Origin of the sequence: Streptomyces sp. NPDC097617, from assembly GCF_044761485.1 — a bacterium.
GTDB lineage: Bacteria > Actinomycetota > Actinomycetes > Streptomycetales > Streptomycetaceae > Streptomyces.
Window position 1 is genome coordinate 466349 of the sequence record NZ_JBIWCL010000003.1, and the last position, 19205, is coordinate 485553.

The following is a 19205-nucleotide window of genomic DNA, read 5'->3' on the forward strand; positions in this document are numbered from 1 at the left end:
TCAGACTTCGTATAGGTGGTGCGGGACCGCCTGCTCCCAGACCGCCTCGAAGGCGCTGGAACACAGCTTCACTGTCGTTGGATCATCCGTGATCTCATCTTCGACCACCACACCCTCACCCGAGAAGTGGTGTACCCGGAGCAACGTGCCGTCGAAGAGCCAGAAGTCATTCCCCGGTAGGGCGATGCTCGTAGCGCGGCGGCGTGGCAACCACCGCACCTCTTCACCCGCCGTGACGTTGGCGTGGGTGACGTAGTGCTCCCAGCGGATGTACTCCGACACGGGTTCGGAGACCACACGAGCCCTACGGATGGACACGCCCCGTGCCACGGTGTCCGTGATCAGTTGATCGTAGGAGTGCCACCAGGATGCGCGGTCGTCCCACCTGATCCGGTCGCCACGCTTCCACGCCTCGAACCTGTCCGTCGGCGCGTAGGAATCACGCAACTCCAAGTGGACGGCGGATTGTTCGGACCGGCTGAGCAGCTCAGCGAAGCTGAGCACGCTCGACGGCATCACACGCCTCCCTGATCATCGGAATCATTCGGGCCGGAATCCTGACGATGGCTTCGCTGTCCGGTACGGAGCCGTTCGCGGGGCTGCTTTCCTCACAGTCTGCCTGGGTCTCGGGAGTGGGCTTCCACCCCTGCAAAAGGATCTCTTGGGCTTCCGCGTCGGACCACACGGTGGGGCAGTGGTCCCGGTCGGTGTTGGGGTCGATTCCCACGAACTCTACGGCCATGGCCGGCTCCCTGGTCGAGGTGCTTGCTTGGGTTTGCATGAGCTTGACGGACCTGCGGTGACACCGTCAATACCCTTACAGACCAAGCAAATTGATGTGCAAGTTGATGCAAGTTCCTTGAGGGTGTGGGCGTGGTCTCCCTAGCGTGTTCGGCATCGGACCACGTGAGGGGACGGTTCCATGACTGCCGCCGGTACGGCCTTTGCTCAGCGATTCACCGCGACCGCACGGGGTGCCCGCCTCGCTCGGCAGCTCGCGCTGATCGAGTTGGCCGACTGGGGCATTCCTCTCGGGTCTGACGCGTCGGACACGGCTGGGCTGGTCATCGCGGAATTGGCGTCCAACGCAGTGCGGCACGGGCGCGTGCCCGGACGTGACTTCGAGCTGTGCATGGCCATGCTTGATGATGTTCTCCGCCTTGAGGTCACGGACGCCCGGGGTGAACGACTCCCGGACATCCAGTCGCCCGAGGTCCGAGAGAGCGGCTACGGGATGCGGCTCATCGAGGCACTCGCCGCTGATTGGGGAGTGACGGACCGGGTCGTTGGCAAGACGGTCTGGGTGGAGCTTGCGGCGGAGCGGGTGTGACGACCGTCCCCGAGTGGGGCCCCACGGAACGAGCGTTCCTGGATGAGGGCCTCACGCGCATCCTGGCCCGCCGATTCGGCCCTACTCCGAATCTCGGCAAGACGGTTGGCGAACGAGCGGACGACGAAATGACCGCCGCCATCATCCGGGCGCTTCCGGATCTGTTGCTCGCTGTGGCGGCCGGTCTTGACCACTCAGCGGAGGCGGTGACGGATGGCACGGCTCAGCGCGCGGGAGGCGCGGGAAGTCCGGCAGTACATCGGGAGTCATGAAGCCAAGCTCCGGAAGCGCTTGGCGGACGGCGAGACGCACGAGGAGATCGCCGTACAGGCAGGCGTCAGCGTACGGACGCTCCGGCACATGCTCGACGTGGTGCTACCAGGAACAGGAGTCCCGAAGTGCCAGTGCCCCTTGTCGCCCACCGGACAGAACGAACCCACTGCGGAGCCTGGGCGCTCCTCGGCATCGGTCACATCGGGGCGATAAGGCGCGGCATCTGGGGTGAGCCGAGGTACACGGGCCCCATCGCAAACTCTGTCGAGTGCCTGCGGGAACCCGGACATGACGGATGGCACGAAGCGGTGGTGCGACCCGTCGGCGACCTCCATGGGGGCGGAGACGTTGGTGTCCGCTGGAGGCGAGCAACCGACGCCTTGGCCCGGGGCGGCGTCCAGGTGGTCCTGTTGGGGCCTCTCTCGGTCGGTCGGGTCTGACAGACCGAGCCCAGTGGCCATTTGTGGGCGCTGCCCCGGAGCCCCGCCCGCGCGCTGCCCGTGGCATCTGAGCGGGGCGGACGCGGGTGCGCAAGGATGGGGGGATGTCCAACCGACTTGCGCAGGCCACGTCCCCGTACCTCCTCCAGCACGCGGACAACCCCGTCGACTGGCGGCCCTGGGAGCCCGAGGCGTTCGAAGAAGCCCGCCGGCGCGGTGTGCCCGTGTTCCTGAGCGTCGGCTACAGCTCTTGCCACTGGTGCCACGTCATGGCCCATGAGTCCTTCGAGGACGAGCTGACGGCCGCCTACATGAACGAGCACTTCGTGAACATCAAGGTGGACCGTGAGGAGCGGCCGGACGTCGACGCCGTCTACATGGAGGCGGTCCAGGCGGCGACCGGGCAAGGTGGCTGGCCGATGTCCGTCTTCATGACGGCCGAGGGGGAGCCCTTCTACTTCGGCACCTACTTCCCGCCCGAGCCCCGGCACGGGATGGCTTCCTTCATGGAGGTGCTCGAGGGTGTACGGACCGCGTGGGTCGGCCGGCGTGATGAGGTTGCCGAGGTCGCGCAGAAGATCACCCGGGACCTCGCCGGCCGCGCACTCGGTGCAGTGGGTGACGGTGTGCCGACCGCCGAGTCCCAGGGCAATGCTCTCCTCCAGTTGTCCAGGGACTACGACCCGGTGAGCGGCTGGTTCGGGGGCGGCGACACGAAGTTTCCGCCGAGCATGGTCGTCGAGTTCCTCCTCCGCCACCACGCCCGGACCGGCTCCGAAGGCGCCAGGGAAATGGCGGAAGGCGCCTGCGAGGCCATGGTGCGGTCCAGCCTGTTCGACCAGGTGGGAGGCGGGTTCCATCGCTACGTGCTGCGCGCGAAGCCTGGTGGTCCTTTGCTACCGCACTTCGAGAAGATGCTCTACGACAATGCGCTGCTGTGCCGGGTGTACGCGCACCTGTGGCGGGCCACCGGCTCCGATCTCGCGCGGCGGGTCGCGCTGGAGAGCGCCGACTTCATGGTCCGGGAGCTGCGTACCGACCAGGGCGGCTTCGCGTCCGCGCTCGACGCCGACAGCGCCGATCCGGTGACCGGCGAGCATGTCGAGGGGGCCTACTACGCCTGGACGCCCGCCCAGTTGCGCGAGGTGCTGGGGGAGGCCGACGCGGAGGTGGCCGCCGGGTGCTTCGGGGTGACCGAGGAGGGGACCTTCGAGCACGGGAAGTCCGTGCTGCAGCTGCCCCAGGACGGGCCCGTGGTGGAGGCCGGCCGGCTCGCCGGTATCAAGGAGCGGCTGCTGGCCGAGCGGGGGCTGCGGCCCGCGCCCGGGCGGGACGACAAGGTCGTCGCCGCGTGGAACGGGCTGGCGATCGCCGCGCTCGCCGAGTGCGGGGCGTACTTCGACCGTCCCGACCTGGTCGAGCGGGCGACCGAGGCGGCCGATCTGCTGGTGCGGGTGCACATGGACGGCCGCGCGCGGCTGTCGCGGACCAGCAAGGACGGCCGGGTCGGCGCCAACGACGGGGTGCTGGAGGACTACGGCGACGTGGCGGAGGGCTTCCTCGCGCTGGCGTCGGTGACGGGCGAGGGTGTCTGGCTGGAGTTCGCCGGGTTCCTCGTGGACCTGGTCCTGGACCGGTTCACCGCCGAGGACGGCTCGCTGTACGACACCGCGCACGACGCCGAGAAGCTCATCCGCCGGCCGCAGGACCCGACGGACACGGCGGCCCCGTCGGGGTGGACGGCGGCCGCGGGCGCGCTGCTCTCGTACGCGGCGCACACCGGGTCGCAGGCGCACCGTACGGCGGCGGAGCGGGCGCTCGGAGTCGTGCATGCGCTCGGGCCGCGCGTGCCGCGCTTCATCGGGCACGGGCTGTCGGTGGCCGAGGCGTTGCTGGACGGGCCCCGGGAGGTGGCGGTCGTCGGGCACCCGGAGGATCCGGCGCTGGCGCTGCTGCACCGGACCGCGTTGCTCGGGACGGCGCCCGGGGCGGTGGTGGCGGCCGGTCTGCCGCGTGCGGCGGACGGCGCCGGCGGTGAGTTCCCGCTGCTTGCCGAGCGCACGCTCGTGCAGGATCTTCCGACGGCGTACGTGTGCCGGCATTTCGTCTGTGCGCGGCCGACGACGGAGCCGGTCGAGCTGGCCGAGCAGTTGGGCGCCGTTCGCTCCTGAAGGGCCTGACGCAAGGGCCCGCCGGGCCCCTCGTCGTCGTGTCCGGCGCGTCAGTGCTGGTACGCGGCCAGCGAGATGCCGACGTAGTGCGCGACGAAGGCCGCGAGGGTCAGGGAGTGGAAGACCTCGTGGAACCCGAAGAAGCGGGGGGAGGGGTTCGGGCGCTTCATGCCGTAGATGACCCCGCCCACGCTGTAGAGGAGGCCGCCGACGATCACCAGGACCAGGACGGCGATCCCGCCGGTGCGCATGAAGTCGGGCAGGAAGAAGACCGCCGCCCAGCCCATGGCGATGTAGCAGGGCGTGTAGAGCCAGCGCGGTGCGCCGACCCAGAAGACGCGGAAGGCGATGCCGGCGGTGGCCGCGATCCACACCGCCCACAGCAGGGTCCGCCCGGTGGAGGGCGGCAGCAGCAGGACGGTCAGCGGTGTGTAGGTGCCCGCGATGATCAGGAAGATGTTGGCGTGGTCGAGCCGCCGAAGGATGGCCTCGCCGCGTGGTCCCCAGGTGCCGCGGTGGTAGACCGCGCTCACGCCGAAGAGGAGGCAGGCCGTCAGGATGTACACCCCGCAGGCGACCCGGGCCCGGGTGGAGTCGGTGAAGGCCATGAGCACCAGGCCGGCGATGACCACGGCGGGGAACATCCCGAGGTGCAGCCAGCCGCGCATGAGCGGCTTCTCCTCCAGGGCGGTCTCGACCGCCTCCAGGGCCTCGACGACCGGTGAGGACTCGGCGGCCGGGACGGCGGCGGCATCAGAAGTCATGCGCGCCATGCTACCTACGGGACCGTAGGTTTCCGTTAGTGCTCTTTACGGAAGATTGACGGACGTGGCAATGCTCACGTGAGAGGCCCTCTGGACATATGCGCACATGCACCGGATGATCAGATGAGTGCGGTCGACACCGGATGAGCGGAGCGCGAAGCGTCCGGGTCGCAGCCCCCACGGGGCCTACACCAAACAAACCCCTCAACAAGGAGCAATCGTGGCGCGCGACAACGCGGCTCCCACCAGTTCGACCCCTCCCACCGGGCACGCAGAGCTCATCTCCTGGGTGGACGAGATCGCAGCCCTCACCCAGCCTGACCGCGTCGTCTGGTGCGACGGCTCCGAGGGCGAGTACGAGCGCCTGTGCGAGGAGCTCGTGGCCAAGGGAACGTTCAAGAAGCTCGACGAGACGAAGCGCCCGAACTCCTACTACGCCGCCTCCGACCCCTCCGACGTCGCGCGCGTCGAGGACCGTACCTTCATCTGCTCCGAGAAGGAGGAGGACGCGGGCCCGACCAACCACTGGAAGGCCCCGGCCGAGATGAAGGAGCTCTTCACCGGCACGGACGGCGAGAAGGGGATCTTCCGCGGCTCCATGAAGGGCCGGACGATGTACGTCGTCCCGTTCTGCATGGGCCCCCTCGGCTCCGAGCTCTCCGCGATCGGCGTCGAGATCACCGACTCCGCCTACGTCGCGGTCGCCATGCGCACCATGACCCGCATGGGCAAGGCCGTCCTCGACGAGCTCGGCACCGACGGGTTCTTCGTCAAGGCCGTCCACACCCTCGGCGCTCCGCTCGCCGAGGGCGAGGCCGACGTGCCGTGGCCCTGCAACACCACCAAGTACATCTCGCACTTCCCCGAGACCCGCGAGATCTGGTCCTACGGATCCGGCTACGGCGGCAACGCCCTCCTCGGCAAGAAGTGCTACGCCCTGCGCATCGCGTCCGTCATGGCCCGCGACGAGGGCTGGCTCGCCGAGCACATGCTGATCCTCAAGCTCACCCCGCCGGCCGGCGAGGGCGAGGCGAAGTACATCGCCGCCGCCTTCCCCTCCGCCTGCGGCAAGACGAACCTCGCCATGCTGGAGCCCACGATCCCCGGCTGGACCGTCGAGACCGTCGGTGACGACATCGCCTGGATGCGCTTCGGCGAGGACGGCCACCTCTACGCGATCAACCCCGAGGCCGGCTTCTTCGGCGTCGCGCCCGGCACCGGTGAGCACACCAACGCCAACGCCATGAAGACCATGTACGCCAACACCGTCTTCACCAACGTCGCGCTCACCCCGGACGGCTCCGACGTGTGGTGGGAGGGCATGACCGAAGAGGCGCCCGCGCACCTCATCGACTGGAAGGGCAACGCCTGGACCCCGGAGTCCGAGGCCCCGGCCGCCCACCCCAACGCCCGCTTCGCCGTCCCGGCCGCCCAGTGCCCGACGATCGCCCCCGAGTGGGAGGACCCCAAGGGCGTCCCGATCTCCGCGATCCTTTTCGGCGGCCGCCGCGCCTCCGCCGTCCCGCTGGTCACCGAGTCCTTCGACTGGAACCACGGCGTCTTCATCGGCTCGAACATCGCCTCCGAGAAGACCGCCGCCGCCGAGGGCAAGGTCGGCGAACTGCGCCGCGACCCCTTCGCCATGCTGCCGTTCTGCGGCTACAACATGGGCGACTACATGGGCCACTGGGTCGACGTCGCCAAGGGCAAGGACCAGTCGAAGCTCCCGAAGATCTACTACGTGAACTGGTTCCGCAAGAACGACGCGGGCAAGTTCGTGTGGCCCGGCTTCGGCGAGAACAGCCGCGTCCTGAAGTGGATCGTCGGCCGCCTCGACGGCACCGCCGCGGGTGTCGAGAGCCCCATCGGCGTCCTGCCGACCAAGGACTCCCTCGACCTCGACGGCCTGGACCTCCCCGCCGAGGACCTCGACTTCCTCCTCACCGTCGACAAGGAGGTCTGGCGCGAGGAGGCCGCCCTGGTCCCCGAGCACCTGAACACCTACGGCGACCACACTCCCAAGGAGCTGTGGGACCAGTACCACGCACTCGTGGAGCGCCTGGGCTGAGCCAGGACACGCCCTGAAGAAGGGCCATCGAACGTGGGAGCCCCCGACCAAGCGGCGCCCACCGCTGTGGGAGCCCCCGACCAAGCGGTTCCCACCGCAGCACACGGCGGACCTCAGGAGCGTCCGCGTTCCTCGAGGTAGGCCGTGTGCGTCTGCTGACGGCGGGCCTCTGCTTCGCGGAGGTCCGCCGTCACGCTTTCCGCCTCCTCGAACAGCAGGTCCAGCTGGCGCTCCAGGTGGCGCTCCGGCGATTCCCCGCCCGGAGTGAGCCGGTTCCACCAGCGGGTCCGGTTGTAGGTGTCCACGCACTCCGGCACGTCCCGCCGGATCCCCCGGGACAGCGCGTGCAGCGCCTCCGGCTCGGTGGCCAGGACCTCCGCCACCCACCCCGGCTCCAGCAGCGCCCCGTACAGCTCCAGCAGCCCGGACCACCGGCTTTCCGCCGCGGCCGGCAGCTCCACCTCGCCCAGGTACTCGCGCAGCCGCGTGAAGTCCGCGCGCAGCGCGCCGACCTCCTCGCTCGGGTCGAAGGGCGGCGGCGCCACCCGCTCCGGCGGGGCGATCAGCGCACCCGCCCCGTACAGTCCGGCGACCACCACCGGCCAGTACGGGCCGGCCGCCCCGGCGAGGGTCAGGCCCAGCCCGACCACGCCGCAGGCGGAGCCCGCCAGGTTCTTCTTCGACTCCAGGTGGCCGAGCATCCGGCGCGTCCTACTGGTAGCCACGGATCTCCTCGAAGGCTCCGGCCAGCGAACCGCCCCCAGCTACCGCTGGGGGGACCCCCGTGCCGGTGGCGTCGAAGAGCCGGCCGCCGGTCAGTTCGGTGATGCGGGTGAGCTGCTTGCGGTCCGAGTCGCCGAACAGCACCGCGAAGACGGGCGTCTGCTTCTGCGCCTGCGGCAGGGACGCGTAGAAGGAGTCGAAGTGCCCCGCCCCGACGCCCTCCGTGTTCTCGCCGTCCGTCATCAGCACGATCGAGGTGAAGGCGTCCGCGCCGCCCTTGCCGAGGTGCTGGTACGCCGCCTCCAGACTGCTGTACACCGCCGTACCCCCCTCCGGCTCCAGCGACTTCACGTCACCCCGGATCGCGTCCAGGGCCGGCCCCGGATTGCCGGGTTCGACGACGTGCGTGAGCACCTTCTTCACCTTGGACCCGAAGGGCAGCAGCGTCACCTCCTCGCGGTCCCGGAACCGCTGCCCGGTGCCCGAACTCCCCGAGCCCGTCAGATCGGTGAGCGCCGACTTCAGCCGCCCGATGCGATCCTCCTCGCTCATCGAGCCCGAGGTGTCCAGTACGTACACGGTCCGCGAGGGCCGGCGCAGTTCGTTCTCGTAGGAGGCCACCAGCCCGTCGGCCACCGAACGCGATCCCGGGAAGGGCAGCTCGCGCCGCTTCTCGGCGTCCAGCCCCGCGGCCGGCGCCACCCCGGCCGCCACCGGGCGGCGGAAGGTCTGCTCGGTGATCGCCTTCTGCGCCTGGGGGCCGCGCAGGTACTCCGTGAGCGCCCGGCCCGAATCGCGGGCCCCGGCCGGGGCCGAGGTCAGCAGCGTCAGCGGATAGTGGGCGGTGACCACGCCGTCGCGCGGCCGGATCACCGTCAGCGGGGCCCCGGCGTCCTTCGCGTCCCGGTTCATGGACAGCAGCACCGACTCGTAGTTCACCAGCGCGTCCACGTCCCCGCGCTTGGCATAGGCGGTGACGAGCCAGCCCGAGGAGCCCGAGGTCAGCTTCTGCCCGGCGAAGAACTCCTTCAGCCGCGGCGTGGCCGTCCTGACGTCCGAGTCGCTCAGCGCGGCCTGCGCGCCCGACAGCCCCGAGGCCACCGACACCAGTGCCGAGAAGCCGGAGTTGGAGCGCACCGGATCCGTCATCCCGTACGTCAGCTTCCCGGCGGCGACGGCTTCGTGCACCGCCGGCCAGGTCACCTCCGCGGGCTTCCAGCCGAGTCGGGCCAGTGCCTGCGGCTTCACCCCGATCGCGACCGGCGAGGACATCACCGGGGTTTCGCTGGAGAGCTTCCCGGCGGCCTCCGGCCGCAGCCGCAGGTAGTCGTTGGAGGAGAGCCAGATCGCGTCGTACTTGCCGTCCGTGGCCCCCGAGGCGACCTGCTCGACGGCGTCCAGTGTCCCGGACCAGGTCAGCTCGACGCTGACACCGGTGGCCGCCTCGGCGGCCTTCAGCACGGGCTCCATGTCACCGAGCTCGCTGGAGGCCAGCACCCGGAGGCGGCCCTCCTTGTACATCGACTTCTCGGGCCCGGCCGGCCCGTCGGCGGTGCAGCCCGTCACGGCCATCAGCCCTGCGAGAGCGACGCCGATCCAGCCCCGCCGCCGCATGGCCCGCTCGCGCGCGGCGCTCACAGCGCACCGCCTTCGAGGGCCGCGGCGCCGCGGGTCCGCGCGAGATGGGCCGAGGCGCTCTGCAGTTCCCCGGCCAGGGACTCCACCGTCGCGGCCATGTTCTGCGTCGCCTGCACCTTGAACGCGTCGATCGCGTCCAGCGTCCGGTAGATCTGCGCGAACGCCGTCCGCAGGGTCTCCACGCCCACCGCCGGGTCGGCCGCGATCCGCTGGATCTCGCCGCTCTGCGTGGACAGCATCTTCGCGTTGCCCCGGATCAGCTGCTCGGTGGTCCCCTTCAGGGCGTCCACCTGCTCGATCACCTTGCGCTGGTTGTCGAGGGCGGAGGCCAGCATCACGGCGATCCGCAGCGCGGACACGGTGGTGGTGGCGGCCCGGTCGACGCCCTTGATCAGCTCGTCGTTGTTGCGCCGGACCACGTCCATCGCCAGGTAGCCCTGCGCGCAGACGGCCAACTGCGTCAGCAGGTCCTGGTGCTTCTGCCGGACCGGGAAGAGCACGTCCGCGCGCATCGCGTCGGCCGCCCCCGGATCGGTGTGCTCCGCCTCGGCGATCCGCTGCTCGACGGCGCCGTCCAGGGCCTCGGTGAGGACCGCGTACTCCTGGAGCTTGCCCATGGTCTCCCACAGGCGGGAGCGCTCGGTGTGCAGGGCCGCGTTGTCGCGGCGCAGTTCGTCCTGGCCGCCGCGCAGCGAGCCCACGATCTTGTTGAGGGTGGTCTGCGAGGAGGCGTACTTGGCCACGTGGTCACGGAACCTGTTGCCGCCGAGCTTCGCGAGGATCCCCTTGATGCCCTTGCCCGGCGTGTCCCGCGGGTCGAGGTCCTCGACGGTGCGCCGCAGCTCGACCAGGGAACCGGCGACGCGGGCCTGGGCGTCGCCGCCGCCGTCGGAGCCCAGCGAGCGTACGGCCCGGTCCAGCATCCGGTTGGACTGCTGGGCGGCGGTGCGGATGTCGGCCGAGCCGAGTCCGGCTATCTCGCCGACGCGCCGGGCGAACTCGGGGGAGCGGGCGTCGATCCCGGCGAGCGAGCCGACGTACTCCCCGGCCCGGCGGGCCATCTCCTCGCGCACGCCGTCCTGGAGCGGGACCAGCCCGGCGGCCTGTTCCTTGGCGACGGGGGCGACGGGCTCCGGCGGGCTCAGGCGGAAGGACGTGTCCTCGGGCGGTGTCAGTGTCATGGCGTGTTCCCCTGGCCCTTGGCGCTCTGGGCCAGCGCCATCAGGATCTTGACGGTGGGTGTGCCGACCTGGCGGATGCCGGTCAGCCCCGTGTTGAGGTAGGCGGTGTGCGGCGTCGTCGCGGCGGCGAACTCGGCCACGCCCTCCTGCGGGCGGAACCCGCGGAGCACGGCCAGTTCGCGCAGCTTGGGGTCGGTGGCGAGGAGCGTGCCCAGCTCCTTCGCCCGCTCGGTCAGCGGCACGAAGGTGTGCGCCGAGTTGACGGTGGTGTCCGGGTAGAGCACGACCATGTCGCCCGGATCCTGATTCTGCAGCAGCAGCGAGGCCACCTGGGACTCGTACACCAGGATCAGTGGTTCGCCGCTGCCGCTGATGAAGGCCCGGAAGGGGTCGTCGGTGCTGGGCTCCAGTGCGCCCTGCACGGAGATGAGCTTGCGCATCAGGGGTGCGGTGCGGGCGATGCCGCCGTCGTCGGCGACCACCGTGTTGCCGTTCGCGACGTTGGAGGTGGCGGCGAGGAAGAGGGCGCCGGAGTTGGAGGACGCCGGGTCGGTGGTCTTGATGAACACCGTGCCGGTCAGCTCGGTGTGGGCCGCGGAGCCGGGCAGCTGCTGCCAGGTGCGGTCCTCGCCGGCGGCCTTGAGGTAGGGGCCCATGAGCAGGGTCCCGGAGTTCTTGCCGGTCATCCTGGCGAGGCCGTTGTCGGCCAGCACCTTGGCGGCGCCCGGGCGGGCGATCACGACGAGCGGAGAGAAGAAGGGCTTGGTCTCCTGGACTCCCTTGAGCCCGGCGGCGGCTGCGATCTCCTTGGCGGGTTCACTGCTGCTGGGGAAGGCGAAGTCGAACTCTTTGAGGGCGAGTTGGTCCATCGCCCACGATCCGGAGGTCTCCGTCTTCACGGTGTAGCCCTTGGTTGCAAGGGCCTTGACGACATCGGGGTCGCGGAAGAATTCGGACTTCTCCGAGCCGATGACGCCACGCACGGTCTTCGTTGCCGTGGTTTCTGGGTGATCCTGCCCCTGGAATGCGACGACGTAGAGCACGCCGCCGATCAGGAGGAGGCCCAGGACGATTCCTAGGATGCGTCTCACGGGTGCAGCGTGCTCGCGGAAACCCACATTCCGCGCTGAGTTGAATGAACGTCAGGTGTCCAGGTGGTCCCACTTCGAAATGCTGTGTGGGCCCGTGGGTGCTGGTGGGCGGGGCGGTGGCCCGGGAGGATCGGGGCATGGTCGTGAGCGCGTTGAAGTGGCAGGGCTGGCTGGTCGGCCTGGTGACGGTGGCCGGGCTGCTGGTGTTCGCCCCGCTGGCTCTGTACGTGTGGGCGAGCGGCGGCGATCCGCCGCAGGCGCCGCCGCGGGCGGCGGTGGAGGACGTACGGGTGACCGGGTGCCGAATCGATCCGGCCAGCCGCCGGGTGGTGGCCTCGGTGGAGGCGACGGGGCGGGCCGAGGGCCCCGGCGCGTACGTCGTCACGGTGGAGTTCCGCGACCGCGCCGAGGCGGACCCGGCCGGGCGGGCCGCTCAGGCGCTGGTGAAGATCCCGGGCGTGGCCCCGGGCGCGACCGAGTACGGGGAAGCGGTCGGTCCGGTGTGGCCGGTGGCGACGGTGCCCTGGTGCGGGGTCGCCGGCGCGGAGTTCGCACGGGCAGCCCAGTGAGCCCTCGGCAGGGAGTCGCCACCGGTCCAAACGGTGCTGCGATCAGCCGTTCTTGTTCACCTTGATGACGACGGTGGCGCACACCTTGTCGGCGAAGGTCTGCTTCTTCTCGTCCCACAGCGGCCACAGGTAGCCGATGTAGCAGGCGATGCCGTCGAGGAAGTGCGCCAGCTTGCGGACGAACGCCATGCCGAAGCCGACCGTGGACCCGTCGAGCTCACGGTGCAGGCTGATGCCGACGATCTTCTTGCCGAACGACTGGCCGGTGGTGCCTTCCTTGTACAGCTGGAAGATGGCCATGCCGAGGGTGTACAGCATGCCGATCAGGCTCAGGATGCCGGCGATCGCCTCGGTCGACTCGTCGGTGGCGACGGCCGCGCCGAGACCCATCAGCGCGTACATCGGGCCCGCGATGATCAGCAGGTCGAGCAGGTACGAGGCGACGCGCAGACCCCAGTGGGCGAGCGGCGGCATCCCCGAACCCGGCATGCCCGGCTGCGGGTACATCCCCTGCTGCGGGTACGCCCCGTACGGCGGCGGCGCCTGCTGCGGGTAGCCGTACTGCGGAACGGCGTCCTGCGGCGCCTGCTGCGGGTAGCCGTACTGCGGGGGGACGCCCTGCGGGGCCTGCTGCGGGTGGCCGGGCTGGCCCTGCGGAGGCTGCTGGCCGTAGGGGTTGTTCGGATCGCCGAAGCTCATGGGCGAATCTCTCCAGAATGCTCGAACGGGGACGAAGCGGAGCTGAGGAGATGGACCATGTGGAGCGGCCTCCCCCGTGCTGCCGCGCTCTTTCAGCCCTCATCGTGTTCGGAGCACCGGGATCTGTCCAATTTCCGCCCCTGCCGCGGGCTCGTGGACCAGAGATGTGGCACCCGGTCCGGAGCCTCCGCGGCCCCGGACCGGGGCCGTCTAGAGGGCGCCGGCCAGGTCCGGGGACTTCAGGGCGGCGGCGTGCGCGTCCATACGCTCGGCGGCGAGGATCGCGACGGTGGTGTCGGCGCGGGACGCGGCGACGAGGAGCGCGCGGGCGGCGAGGTCGTGGGCGCGCTGGTGCAGTGCTGCGGCGTCCTCGGCGGAGTGCCGCGGCGCACGGGCCGGCTGGGCCCCGCGCAGTCGTGCGACCTGTGCGGCGATCTCGGCGGCGCCCTCGCCGAGTCCGAGCTCGTCGGTGACGGCGAGGAGGGCGGCGAGATGGCCGGCGAGCTGGATGTCCAGCGCTTCGCCCCGGCTGCTGTGCGGGTAGTCGGCCGGGGCGGCGCCCATGCGGTGGACGACCGGCTTCGTGCGGATCGGCTCGTACATGAGGTGGCCTCCTGCGTGGTCAGGAGACCATCCTACATTGGATTGGTTCTAAAGTTGAGCTGAATCCTGTTGTTGCGGGGTGCGTCTCGCCGGCTGGACACCGGCGAGAGCGCGCGTGCGCGACTACAGCTGGCTGTAACCGTCGAGGAAGTTGCCGATCCGGGTCACCGCGTCGGCCAGGTCCTTGGCGTTCGGCAGCGTCACGATCCGGAAGTGGTCGGGCTCGGGCCAGTTGAAGCCGGTACCGTGCACCACCATGATCTTCTCGGCCCGCAGCAGGTCGAGGACCATCTGCCGGTCGTCCTTGATCTTGTAGACGGACGGGTCCAGCCGCGGGAAGGCGTACAGCGCGCCCTTCGGCTTCACGCAGGTGACGCCCGGGATCCGGGTGAGCAGGTCGTGGGCGACGTTGCGCTGCTCCAGGATCCGCCCGCCGGGCAGCACCAGGTCCTCGATCGACTGTCGGCCGCCGAGCGCGGTGGCCACGGCGTACTGCGAGGGCATGTTCGCGCACAGGCGCATGTTCGCCAGGACCGTCAGGCCCTCGATGTAGCAGGAGGCGTGCTTCTTGGGGCCGCAGACCGCCATCCAGCCGGCCCGGTAGCCGGCGACGCGGTAGTTCTTGGAGAGCCCGTTGAAGGTCAGCGTCAGCAGGTCGGGGGCGATGGCGGCGGTGTTGTGGTGCACGGCGCCGTCGTACAGGATCCGGTCGTAGATCTCGTCCGAGCAGACGACCAGGTTGTGGCGGCGTGCGATGTCCGTCAGCCCGCGCAGCATCTCTTCGTCGTAGACGGCGCCGGTCGGGTTGTTCGGGTTGATGATGACGATCGCCTTGGTGCGATCGGTGACCTTGCGCTCGATGTCGGCGAGGTCGGGCATCCAGTCGGACTGCTCGTCGCAGCGGTAGTGCACGGCCGTACCGCCGGCCAGGGAGACGGAGGCGGTCCACAGCGGGTAGTCCGGTGCGGGGACCAGGACCTCGTCGCCGTCGTCGAGCAGCGCCTGCATCGACATCTGGATGAGCTCGGAGACGCCGTTGCCGAGGTAGATGTCCTCGACGTCCAGGTCGATGCCCTTGGTCTGGTAGTGCTGCATGACCGCGCGGCGCGCGGAGAGCAGCCCCTTCGCGTCGCCGTAACCGTGGGCGGAGCCCAGGTTGCGGAGCATGTCCTCAAGGATCTCCGGGGGGCAGTCGAAGCCGAAGGCCGCGGGGTTGCCCGTGTTGAGCTTGAGGATGCGATGACCTGCTGCTTCGAGCCGCATCGCCTCATCGAGCACGGGGCCGCGGATCTCGTAACAGACATTGGCGAGTTTGGTTGACTGGATCACCTGCATGACGGGAGCTTACGGGCCCGGGTGCGAGCGTGACGGGTGTTTTCGAAGAGAGATCCGGGGGCGATTTGTCCCACTTCGGGTAATAGGTGGGTGGGGGAGTGATCCCCCCTTGGAATCCGGGGCCGCGCGTGTGTTCCGGCCTGCGGAATGGGTGGGGCGGCGACGCATGCGAGCGCATGGTGTTGCGCTCGTCACCCCGGGTGCTGCAAAAGATCGTGGGCGCCGGGTACGCCGCCCGGGTTCGTCCCCCGATCGCGGGACGTGAGTGCGAGAGGCGAGGGCGACCCGTGGGTACGGCGCATGAGTACGCGGGATGAGTACGCGCACTCATGCGGGCGCCGGCGGCTCGGTGGAGGCTGGGCGTACGAACCAGGGCGAGGGGCGGCCGGCGGGCGCCCTCACGGTGGCGGGGGCGGCCTTTCACGGGCCCGGTCCCGCCGGTGGTCCTGAACGGCGGCAACTGAGGGGCGCGGGACAGTGGTTTTCGTAGTCGGTGACATGGAGATCGCCACGGTCGGCACGGAGGGCGACGACCGGGCGATCGAGTTCCTGGTGAGGCCGGAAGGGGTGGTGGAGGAGGGCCATTTCGCGATCTTCCGCGACCACGACCAGGACTGGGAGTCGGCCCGCCTCGCGATGGCACCCGACTCGGGCAGCGTTCCGCTGGCCGCGGTGGAATGGGCGCTGGAGTTCGCCCGCGAGTACCTCTAGGGGGCGGGCGGTGGGGCCCGACCCCCGCCTCCGCCTCCTCCTCCACGTCCGGTCCGGTCCGGTGTCAGTGGGTTCGCCTACCGTTCGGGGTATGAAGCCGCTCAGGATCATCGGCGGGGATGCGACGAGCCCCCAGGCCGAGGGGCCCAAGATCGTCGCGCATGTCTGCAATGACCTCGGCGGGTGGGGGAAGGGGTTCGTGCTGGCCGTTTCGAAGCGGTGGGACGAGCCCGAGGGCGCGTACCGGGCGTGGCATCGCGGGCGCAGCGGGAACGACTTCGGGCTGGGCGCCGTGCAAGTGGTGCGGGTGAAGCCCGATGTGTGGGTGGCCAACATGGTCGGTCAGCGCGGCATACGGACCGGGAGCGGCGGGCCGCCCATTCGGTACGACGCCCTGGAGCGCTGCCTCGTCGCACTCGCCGACCGTGCTGTCGAGCTCGGGGCGAGCGTCCACATGCCGCGCATCGGGTGCGGGCTCGCGGGCGGCACCTGGACGCGCGTCGAGCCGCTGATCACCGGGACGTTGTGCGCGCGGGACGTGGAAGTGACGGTCTACGACCGCGGGTGAGTCCGATGAGGGTCAGCCATGTCGCTGCCGAGGCAGGGTCCCGCTGGGCGAGTTCGTCGCGGGCGGACGCACCTGCAGCGCGGTCGCCGCGCCCGCCTGCCGGCGCGCGGGCTCGCTCAGACCTCGCGTTCCAGGATCACCAGCGGGATCTCGCGGGGCCGGGCCGCGGCGCGGTCGTCCTCGAACGGGGGCCACAGAGCCGTCATCATCTCCCAGTACATCTCCCGCTCCCCGGGCGAGGCGGTGCGCGCCCGCGCCATGAAGAAGGCGGCGCCGACCTGGAGGCGGACCTCCGGGTGGGCGGTGAGGTTCCGGTACCAGCGGGGGTGCTCCGGGGCGCCGTACGCGGAGGCCAGCACGATGTGGCGGCCCGCGTCCTCGCTGTAGATCAGCGGGGTGCGCAGGGTGCGGCCGCTCGCGCGATCGAGCGTGGTGAGCAGGAGGGTGGGGACCCCGTGCCAGAGGTGCCCGTCGGCTCCGGCGGTGCTCACGTAGGCGCGGACGTGGTCGAGCCGTGGGCCGGGACGCGGGTCGGTGGGGTGGTCCCAGTCGACATCGAGTGCGTGCATTTTCCTGTCCTTAGGGTTGTGTCCCCCGTGCGGCTAACGAGCATTAACGATTCTGGATGCGCCCGACCCGTAGCGCACGGCTTGAGGTCTGGACCAAGCTCGTCGTATGGATCTGGAGCTGAGGCACCTCAAGATCGTCCGGGCCGTCGCCGACGCCGGGAGCCTGACCCGGGCCGCCACCGGGCTCGGCCTCGCGCAGCCCGCGCTCAGCACGCAGCTCAAGTGCATCGAGAGAGTGCTCGGCGGGACCCTGTTCGTGCGCGGGCGCGAGGGCGTACGGGCCACCGCGCTCGGGGAGCTGGTGCTGGAGCGGGCCAGGGTGCTGCTGCCCGCGGTGTGCGAGCTGCAGGAGGACGCGCAGCGCTTCGCCCGGCAGGGCCCGACCGGGTACCGGCTCGGCGGCACCCACGGCCCGCTGCTCGGCGGGCTCGTGGACCGGCTCGCCCACCAGGAACCAGGGGTGCCTGTCACCACCTACACCTCCTGGTCCGAGAAGGACGTCGCCGCGAGCGTCGCCGAGGGGCGCCTGGACTTCGCGATGGTCGGTGTCTGCGGGGAGAGCGCGCCGCCCGAGCCGGGGCGCCTCGCCTGGATGGAGGTGGCGCGCGATCCCGTGTACGTGATGCTCGCCGAGGACCATCCGCCGGCCCTCGCCCCGCGGACGGAGATCGAACTCGCCGAGCTGGCCGCCGAGGCCTGGACGGACGTCCCCGGAGACGGCTGCTTCGGCGACTGCTTCGCCGCGGCCTGCGTGCGGGCCGGTTTCACGCCCGCCTGCGTCTACGAGACCGACACCGCCTCCTGCGTGGACCTGGTGCAGGTGGGGCGGGCCGTCGGGCTCTGCCGAGCCACCTTCCCGGTGACCCCGGGCGTGGTCACCCGGCCGCTCGCCGGGACCCCGCTCATGTGGCGGCACCTGCTGGGGTGGCATCCCGCGGCGCGCGCGGCGTCCCGGGCCGCGGAGGTACTGGAGCACGCCCGGGCCGCGCACGCGCGGGCCCTGGCCGGATCGGCCGGCGGTCTCCCGCCGGGCCCGCGGCCGGGCCCCCGGAGCGATGACGACCCCGCCGCGGGGGGCGACCCCGGGGCGGAGCTGTCGGCAGCGTCCGTGTCGCGCTGAAGCCGTACCTACGGCAGATAGCGCTCGATGACCTGCGGGCCCTCCTTCTCCATCAGCTGACGGGCCTTTTCGATCCGCTCCGGAGTCGGGTCGTGGCCGGTCACCATCACGAGGTCCTCGGGGTCGTACGGCCGCTCCCCGCCCGTGAAGAGGCGGTCCGACCGTGTGGGCTGCTCGTCGGGTTCACTGACCATCGCGTACCTCCTACGGTTTTCCCCTGGCCCCATCCTCCGGCCGCCGTCCCATGAACGCACCTCGGCCGCCGGCCGGCCGCCCGCACGCCGCGGGCATAACACCGGGGGAGGGGTCAACCGGCAGCTCCCGTAAGCCGGTTCGGATTTCTACGGTTTCCGCAGACCCCCACCGGAAACCGAGGAGATCCCCCATGCTCAAGCGACACGCCCGCGCGGCGTGTACCGCCCTGGCCGCCGCCGGGCTGCTGCTGGCCGGGACCGGCGGCGCCACCGCCGACTCCGCCCCCGCCGCACCCTCCGCGGCGGCCGCCCTGCGCACCGCCGACGCCCCGCCCGAGCTGCTCGCCGCCATGCAGCGCGACCTCGGCCTGACCCCCACGCAGGCCAAGGCGCGACTCGCCCACGAGGCCGAGGCGGGGGCCACCGCCGCCCGGCTCCGGGACCGGCTCGGCGGGGACGCGTACTACATGAACGGCAGCGGCCGCTGCTCCGTGGGCTTCCCCGTCATCAAGGGCTCCACGAACGGCTTCGCCACCGCCGGGCACTGCGGCCGGGCCGGGACGACGACCAGCGGCTTCAACCAGGTCGCCCAGGGGTCCTTCCAGGCCTCGGTCTTCCCCGGCAACGACATGGCCTGGGTGGCCGCCAACGCCCAGTGGACCGCGACCCCGTACGTCAAGGGCAGCGGTGGCGTGAACGTGCAGGTCACCGGCTCGGTGCTGCAGCCGGTCGGGGCCTCGGTGTGCCGTTCCGGATCGACCACCGGATGGCACTGCGGCACGATCCAGCAGCACGGCACCAGCGTCACCTACCCCGAGGGCACCATCTCCGGCGTGACCCGTACGACGGTCTGCGCCGAGCCGGGCGACTCGGGCGGCTCCTACATCTCCGGGAGCCAGGCGCAGGGCGTCACCTCGGGCGGTTCCGGCAACTGCTCCAGCGGCGGGACCACCTTCTTCCAGCCGCTGAACCCGATCCTGTCGGCGTACGGGCTCACCCTCAAGGTCAGCGGCAGCGACCCGGGCCCCGGCCCCGGCCCCGGCGACCCCGAGCCGGGCGGCACCTAGATGAATGAGTCCAAGGGATGACCTGCGGACATAGGACGAGGGCGTCCAGAGTCTGTGTGTGAAGACCGACTTGGACACCCTCGCGACAGCA

Annotated in this window: 20 protein-coding genes; 8 read left to right on the forward strand and 12 right to left on the reverse strand. The window is 70.7% G+C overall.

What is annotated here, in order from left to right; genetic code table 11:
• Entirely contained in the window at positions 1 to 516 is a 516-nt protein-coding gene (locus ACIQZO_RS08570) for a DUF6879 family protein (RefSeq protein WP_403622032.1), read from the reverse strand.
• A complete protein-coding gene (locus ACIQZO_RS08575; RefSeq protein WP_403622035.1) occupies positions 488 to 742 on the reverse strand; it encodes a hypothetical protein in 255 nt (84 codons plus the stop codon). Before ACIQZO_RS08575 ends, ACIQZO_RS08570 begins: the two co-directional genes overlap by 29 nt.
• Positions 743 to 922: 180 nt before the next feature.
• Here ACIQZO_RS08575 and ACIQZO_RS08580 point away from each other — a divergent pair, with 180 nt between their 5' ends.
• Positions 923 to 1330 carry an ATP-binding protein gene (locus tag ACIQZO_RS08580; RefSeq protein ID WP_403622038.1) on the forward strand — a complete coding sequence of 136 codons (408 nt, stop codon included), beginning with the start codon at positions 923 to 925 and terminating at the stop codon, positions 1328 to 1330.
• Positions 1331 to 2147: 817 nt separating this feature from the next.
• Complete coding sequence (locus tag ACIQZO_RS08585) at positions 2148 to 4214, forward strand: thioredoxin domain-containing protein (RefSeq protein WP_403622041.1); 2067 nt, start codon at positions 2148 to 2150, stop codon at positions 4212 to 4214.
• Positions 4215 to 4264: 50 nt separating this feature from the next.
• On the opposite strand, the gene ACIQZO_RS08590 is transcribed toward ACIQZO_RS08585, so the two are convergent.
• Positions 4265 to 4978 (reverse strand): hemolysin III family protein, encoded by a 714-nt coding sequence (locus ACIQZO_RS08590; protein WP_403622044.1) that lies wholly within the window; start codon positions 4976 to 4978, stop codon positions 4265 to 4267.
• Between the two features lie 220 nt (positions 4979 to 5198).
• Here ACIQZO_RS08590 and ACIQZO_RS08595 point away from each other — a divergent pair, with 220 nt between their 5' ends.
• Entirely contained in the window at positions 5199 to 7046 is a 1848-nt protein-coding gene (locus tag ACIQZO_RS08595) for a phosphoenolpyruvate carboxykinase (GTP) (protein ID WP_403622047.1), read from the forward strand.
• Positions 7047 to 7159: 113 nt separating this feature from the next.
• On the opposite strand, the gene ACIQZO_RS08600 is transcribed toward ACIQZO_RS08595, so the two are convergent.
• From ACIQZO_RS08600 to ACIQZO_RS08615, 4 genes are read right to left on the reverse strand one after another with little or no spacing between them, the layout of a single operon-like run.
• Complete coding sequence (locus ACIQZO_RS08600) at positions 7160 to 7771, reverse strand: hypothetical protein (protein WP_403622050.1); 612 nt, start codon at positions 7769 to 7771, stop codon at positions 7160 to 7162.
• The gene (locus ACIQZO_RS08605; protein WP_403622161.1) at positions 7758 to 9383 is read right to left on the reverse strand and encodes a substrate-binding domain-containing protein; all 1626 of its coding nucleotides are present in this window, start codon (positions 9381 to 9383) and stop codon (positions 7758 to 7760) included. Before ACIQZO_RS08605 ends, ACIQZO_RS08600 begins: the two co-directional genes overlap by 14 nt.
• Positions 9384 to 9403: 20 nt before the next feature.
• Positions 9404 to 10588: a toxic anion resistance protein gene (locus ACIQZO_RS08610; protein ID WP_403622053.1), complete on the reverse strand. Its 1185-nt coding sequence runs from the start codon at positions 10586 to 10588 to the stop codon at positions 9404 to 9406.
• Entirely contained in the window at positions 10585 to 11679 is a 1095-nt protein-coding gene (locus tag ACIQZO_RS08615; protein WP_403622056.1) for a hypothetical protein, read from the reverse strand. Before ACIQZO_RS08615 ends, ACIQZO_RS08610 begins: the two co-directional genes overlap by 4 nt.
• 143 nt (positions 11680 to 11822) lie before the next feature.
• On the opposite strand from ACIQZO_RS08615, the gene ACIQZO_RS08620 reads away from it, so the two are divergent.
• Positions 11823 to 12248, forward strand: coding sequence for a hypothetical protein (locus ACIQZO_RS08620; protein WP_403622059.1), 426 nt, complete (start codon positions 11823 to 11825; stop codon positions 12246 to 12248).
• A 42-nt stretch (positions 12249 to 12290) separates the two neighbouring features.
• Here ACIQZO_RS08620 and ACIQZO_RS08625 read toward each other — a convergent pair whose 3' ends face one another.
• From ACIQZO_RS08625 to ACIQZO_RS08635, 3 genes are all read right to left on the reverse strand, one after another.
• On the reverse strand, positions 12291 to 12947 hold the full coding sequence (locus tag ACIQZO_RS08625; RefSeq protein ID WP_403622061.1) for an RDD family protein: 657 nt from the start codon (positions 12945 to 12947) through the stop codon (positions 12291 to 12293).
• Positions 12948 to 13157: 210 nt separating this feature from the next.
• Entirely contained in the window at positions 13158 to 13550 is a 393-nt protein-coding gene (locus ACIQZO_RS08630) for a hypothetical protein (RefSeq protein ID WP_403622064.1), read from the reverse strand.
• Between the two features lie 123 nt (positions 13551 to 13673).
• Entirely contained in the window at positions 13674 to 14885 is a 1212-nt protein-coding gene (locus tag ACIQZO_RS08635; RefSeq protein WP_403622067.1) for a pyridoxal phosphate-dependent aminotransferase, read from the reverse strand.
• A 477-nt stretch (positions 14886 to 15362) separates the two neighbouring features.
• On the opposite strand from ACIQZO_RS08635, the gene ACIQZO_RS08640 reads away from it, so the two are divergent.
• Both ACIQZO_RS08640 and ACIQZO_RS08645 read left to right on the forward strand, forming a co-directional pair.
• On the forward strand, positions 15363 to 15596 hold the full coding sequence (locus ACIQZO_RS08640; protein ID WP_403622070.1) for a hypothetical protein: 234 nt from the start codon (positions 15363 to 15365) through the stop codon (positions 15594 to 15596).
• A gap of 91 nt (positions 15597 to 15687) precedes the next feature.
• Entirely contained in the window at positions 15688 to 16164 is a 477-nt protein-coding gene (locus ACIQZO_RS08645) for a macro domain-containing protein (protein ID WP_403622073.1), read from the forward strand.
• A 116-nt stretch (positions 16165 to 16280) separates the two neighbouring features.
• Here ACIQZO_RS08645 and ACIQZO_RS08650 read toward each other — a convergent pair whose 3' ends face one another.
• On the reverse strand, positions 16281 to 16733 hold the full coding sequence (locus ACIQZO_RS08650) for a nitroreductase/quinone reductase family protein (protein WP_403622076.1): 453 nt from the start codon (positions 16731 to 16733) through the stop codon (positions 16281 to 16283).
• Between the two features lie 106 nt (positions 16734 to 16839).
• Between ACIQZO_RS08650 and ACIQZO_RS08655 the strand changes: the two genes are divergently transcribed.
• On the forward strand, positions 16840 to 17853 hold the full coding sequence (locus ACIQZO_RS08655; protein WP_403622079.1) for a LysR substrate-binding domain-containing protein: 1014 nt from the start codon (positions 16840 to 16842) through the stop codon (positions 17851 to 17853).
• Positions 17854 to 17861: 8 nt separating this feature from the next.
• Here the strand turns inward: ACIQZO_RS08655 and ACIQZO_RS08660 are convergent, their stop codons facing one another.
• On the reverse strand, positions 17862 to 18047 hold the full coding sequence (locus ACIQZO_RS08660; protein ID WP_030712263.1) for a hypothetical protein: 186 nt from the start codon (positions 18045 to 18047) through the stop codon (positions 17862 to 17864).
• 191 nt (positions 18048 to 18238) lie between these two features.
• Between ACIQZO_RS08660 and ACIQZO_RS08665 the strand changes: the two genes are divergently transcribed.
• Positions 18239 to 19114: a S1 family peptidase gene (locus tag ACIQZO_RS08665; protein ID WP_403622082.1), complete on the forward strand. Its 876-nt coding sequence runs from the start codon at positions 18239 to 18241 to the stop codon at positions 19112 to 19114.
• The last annotated feature ends 91 nt before the right edge of the window (positions 19115 to 19205 follow it).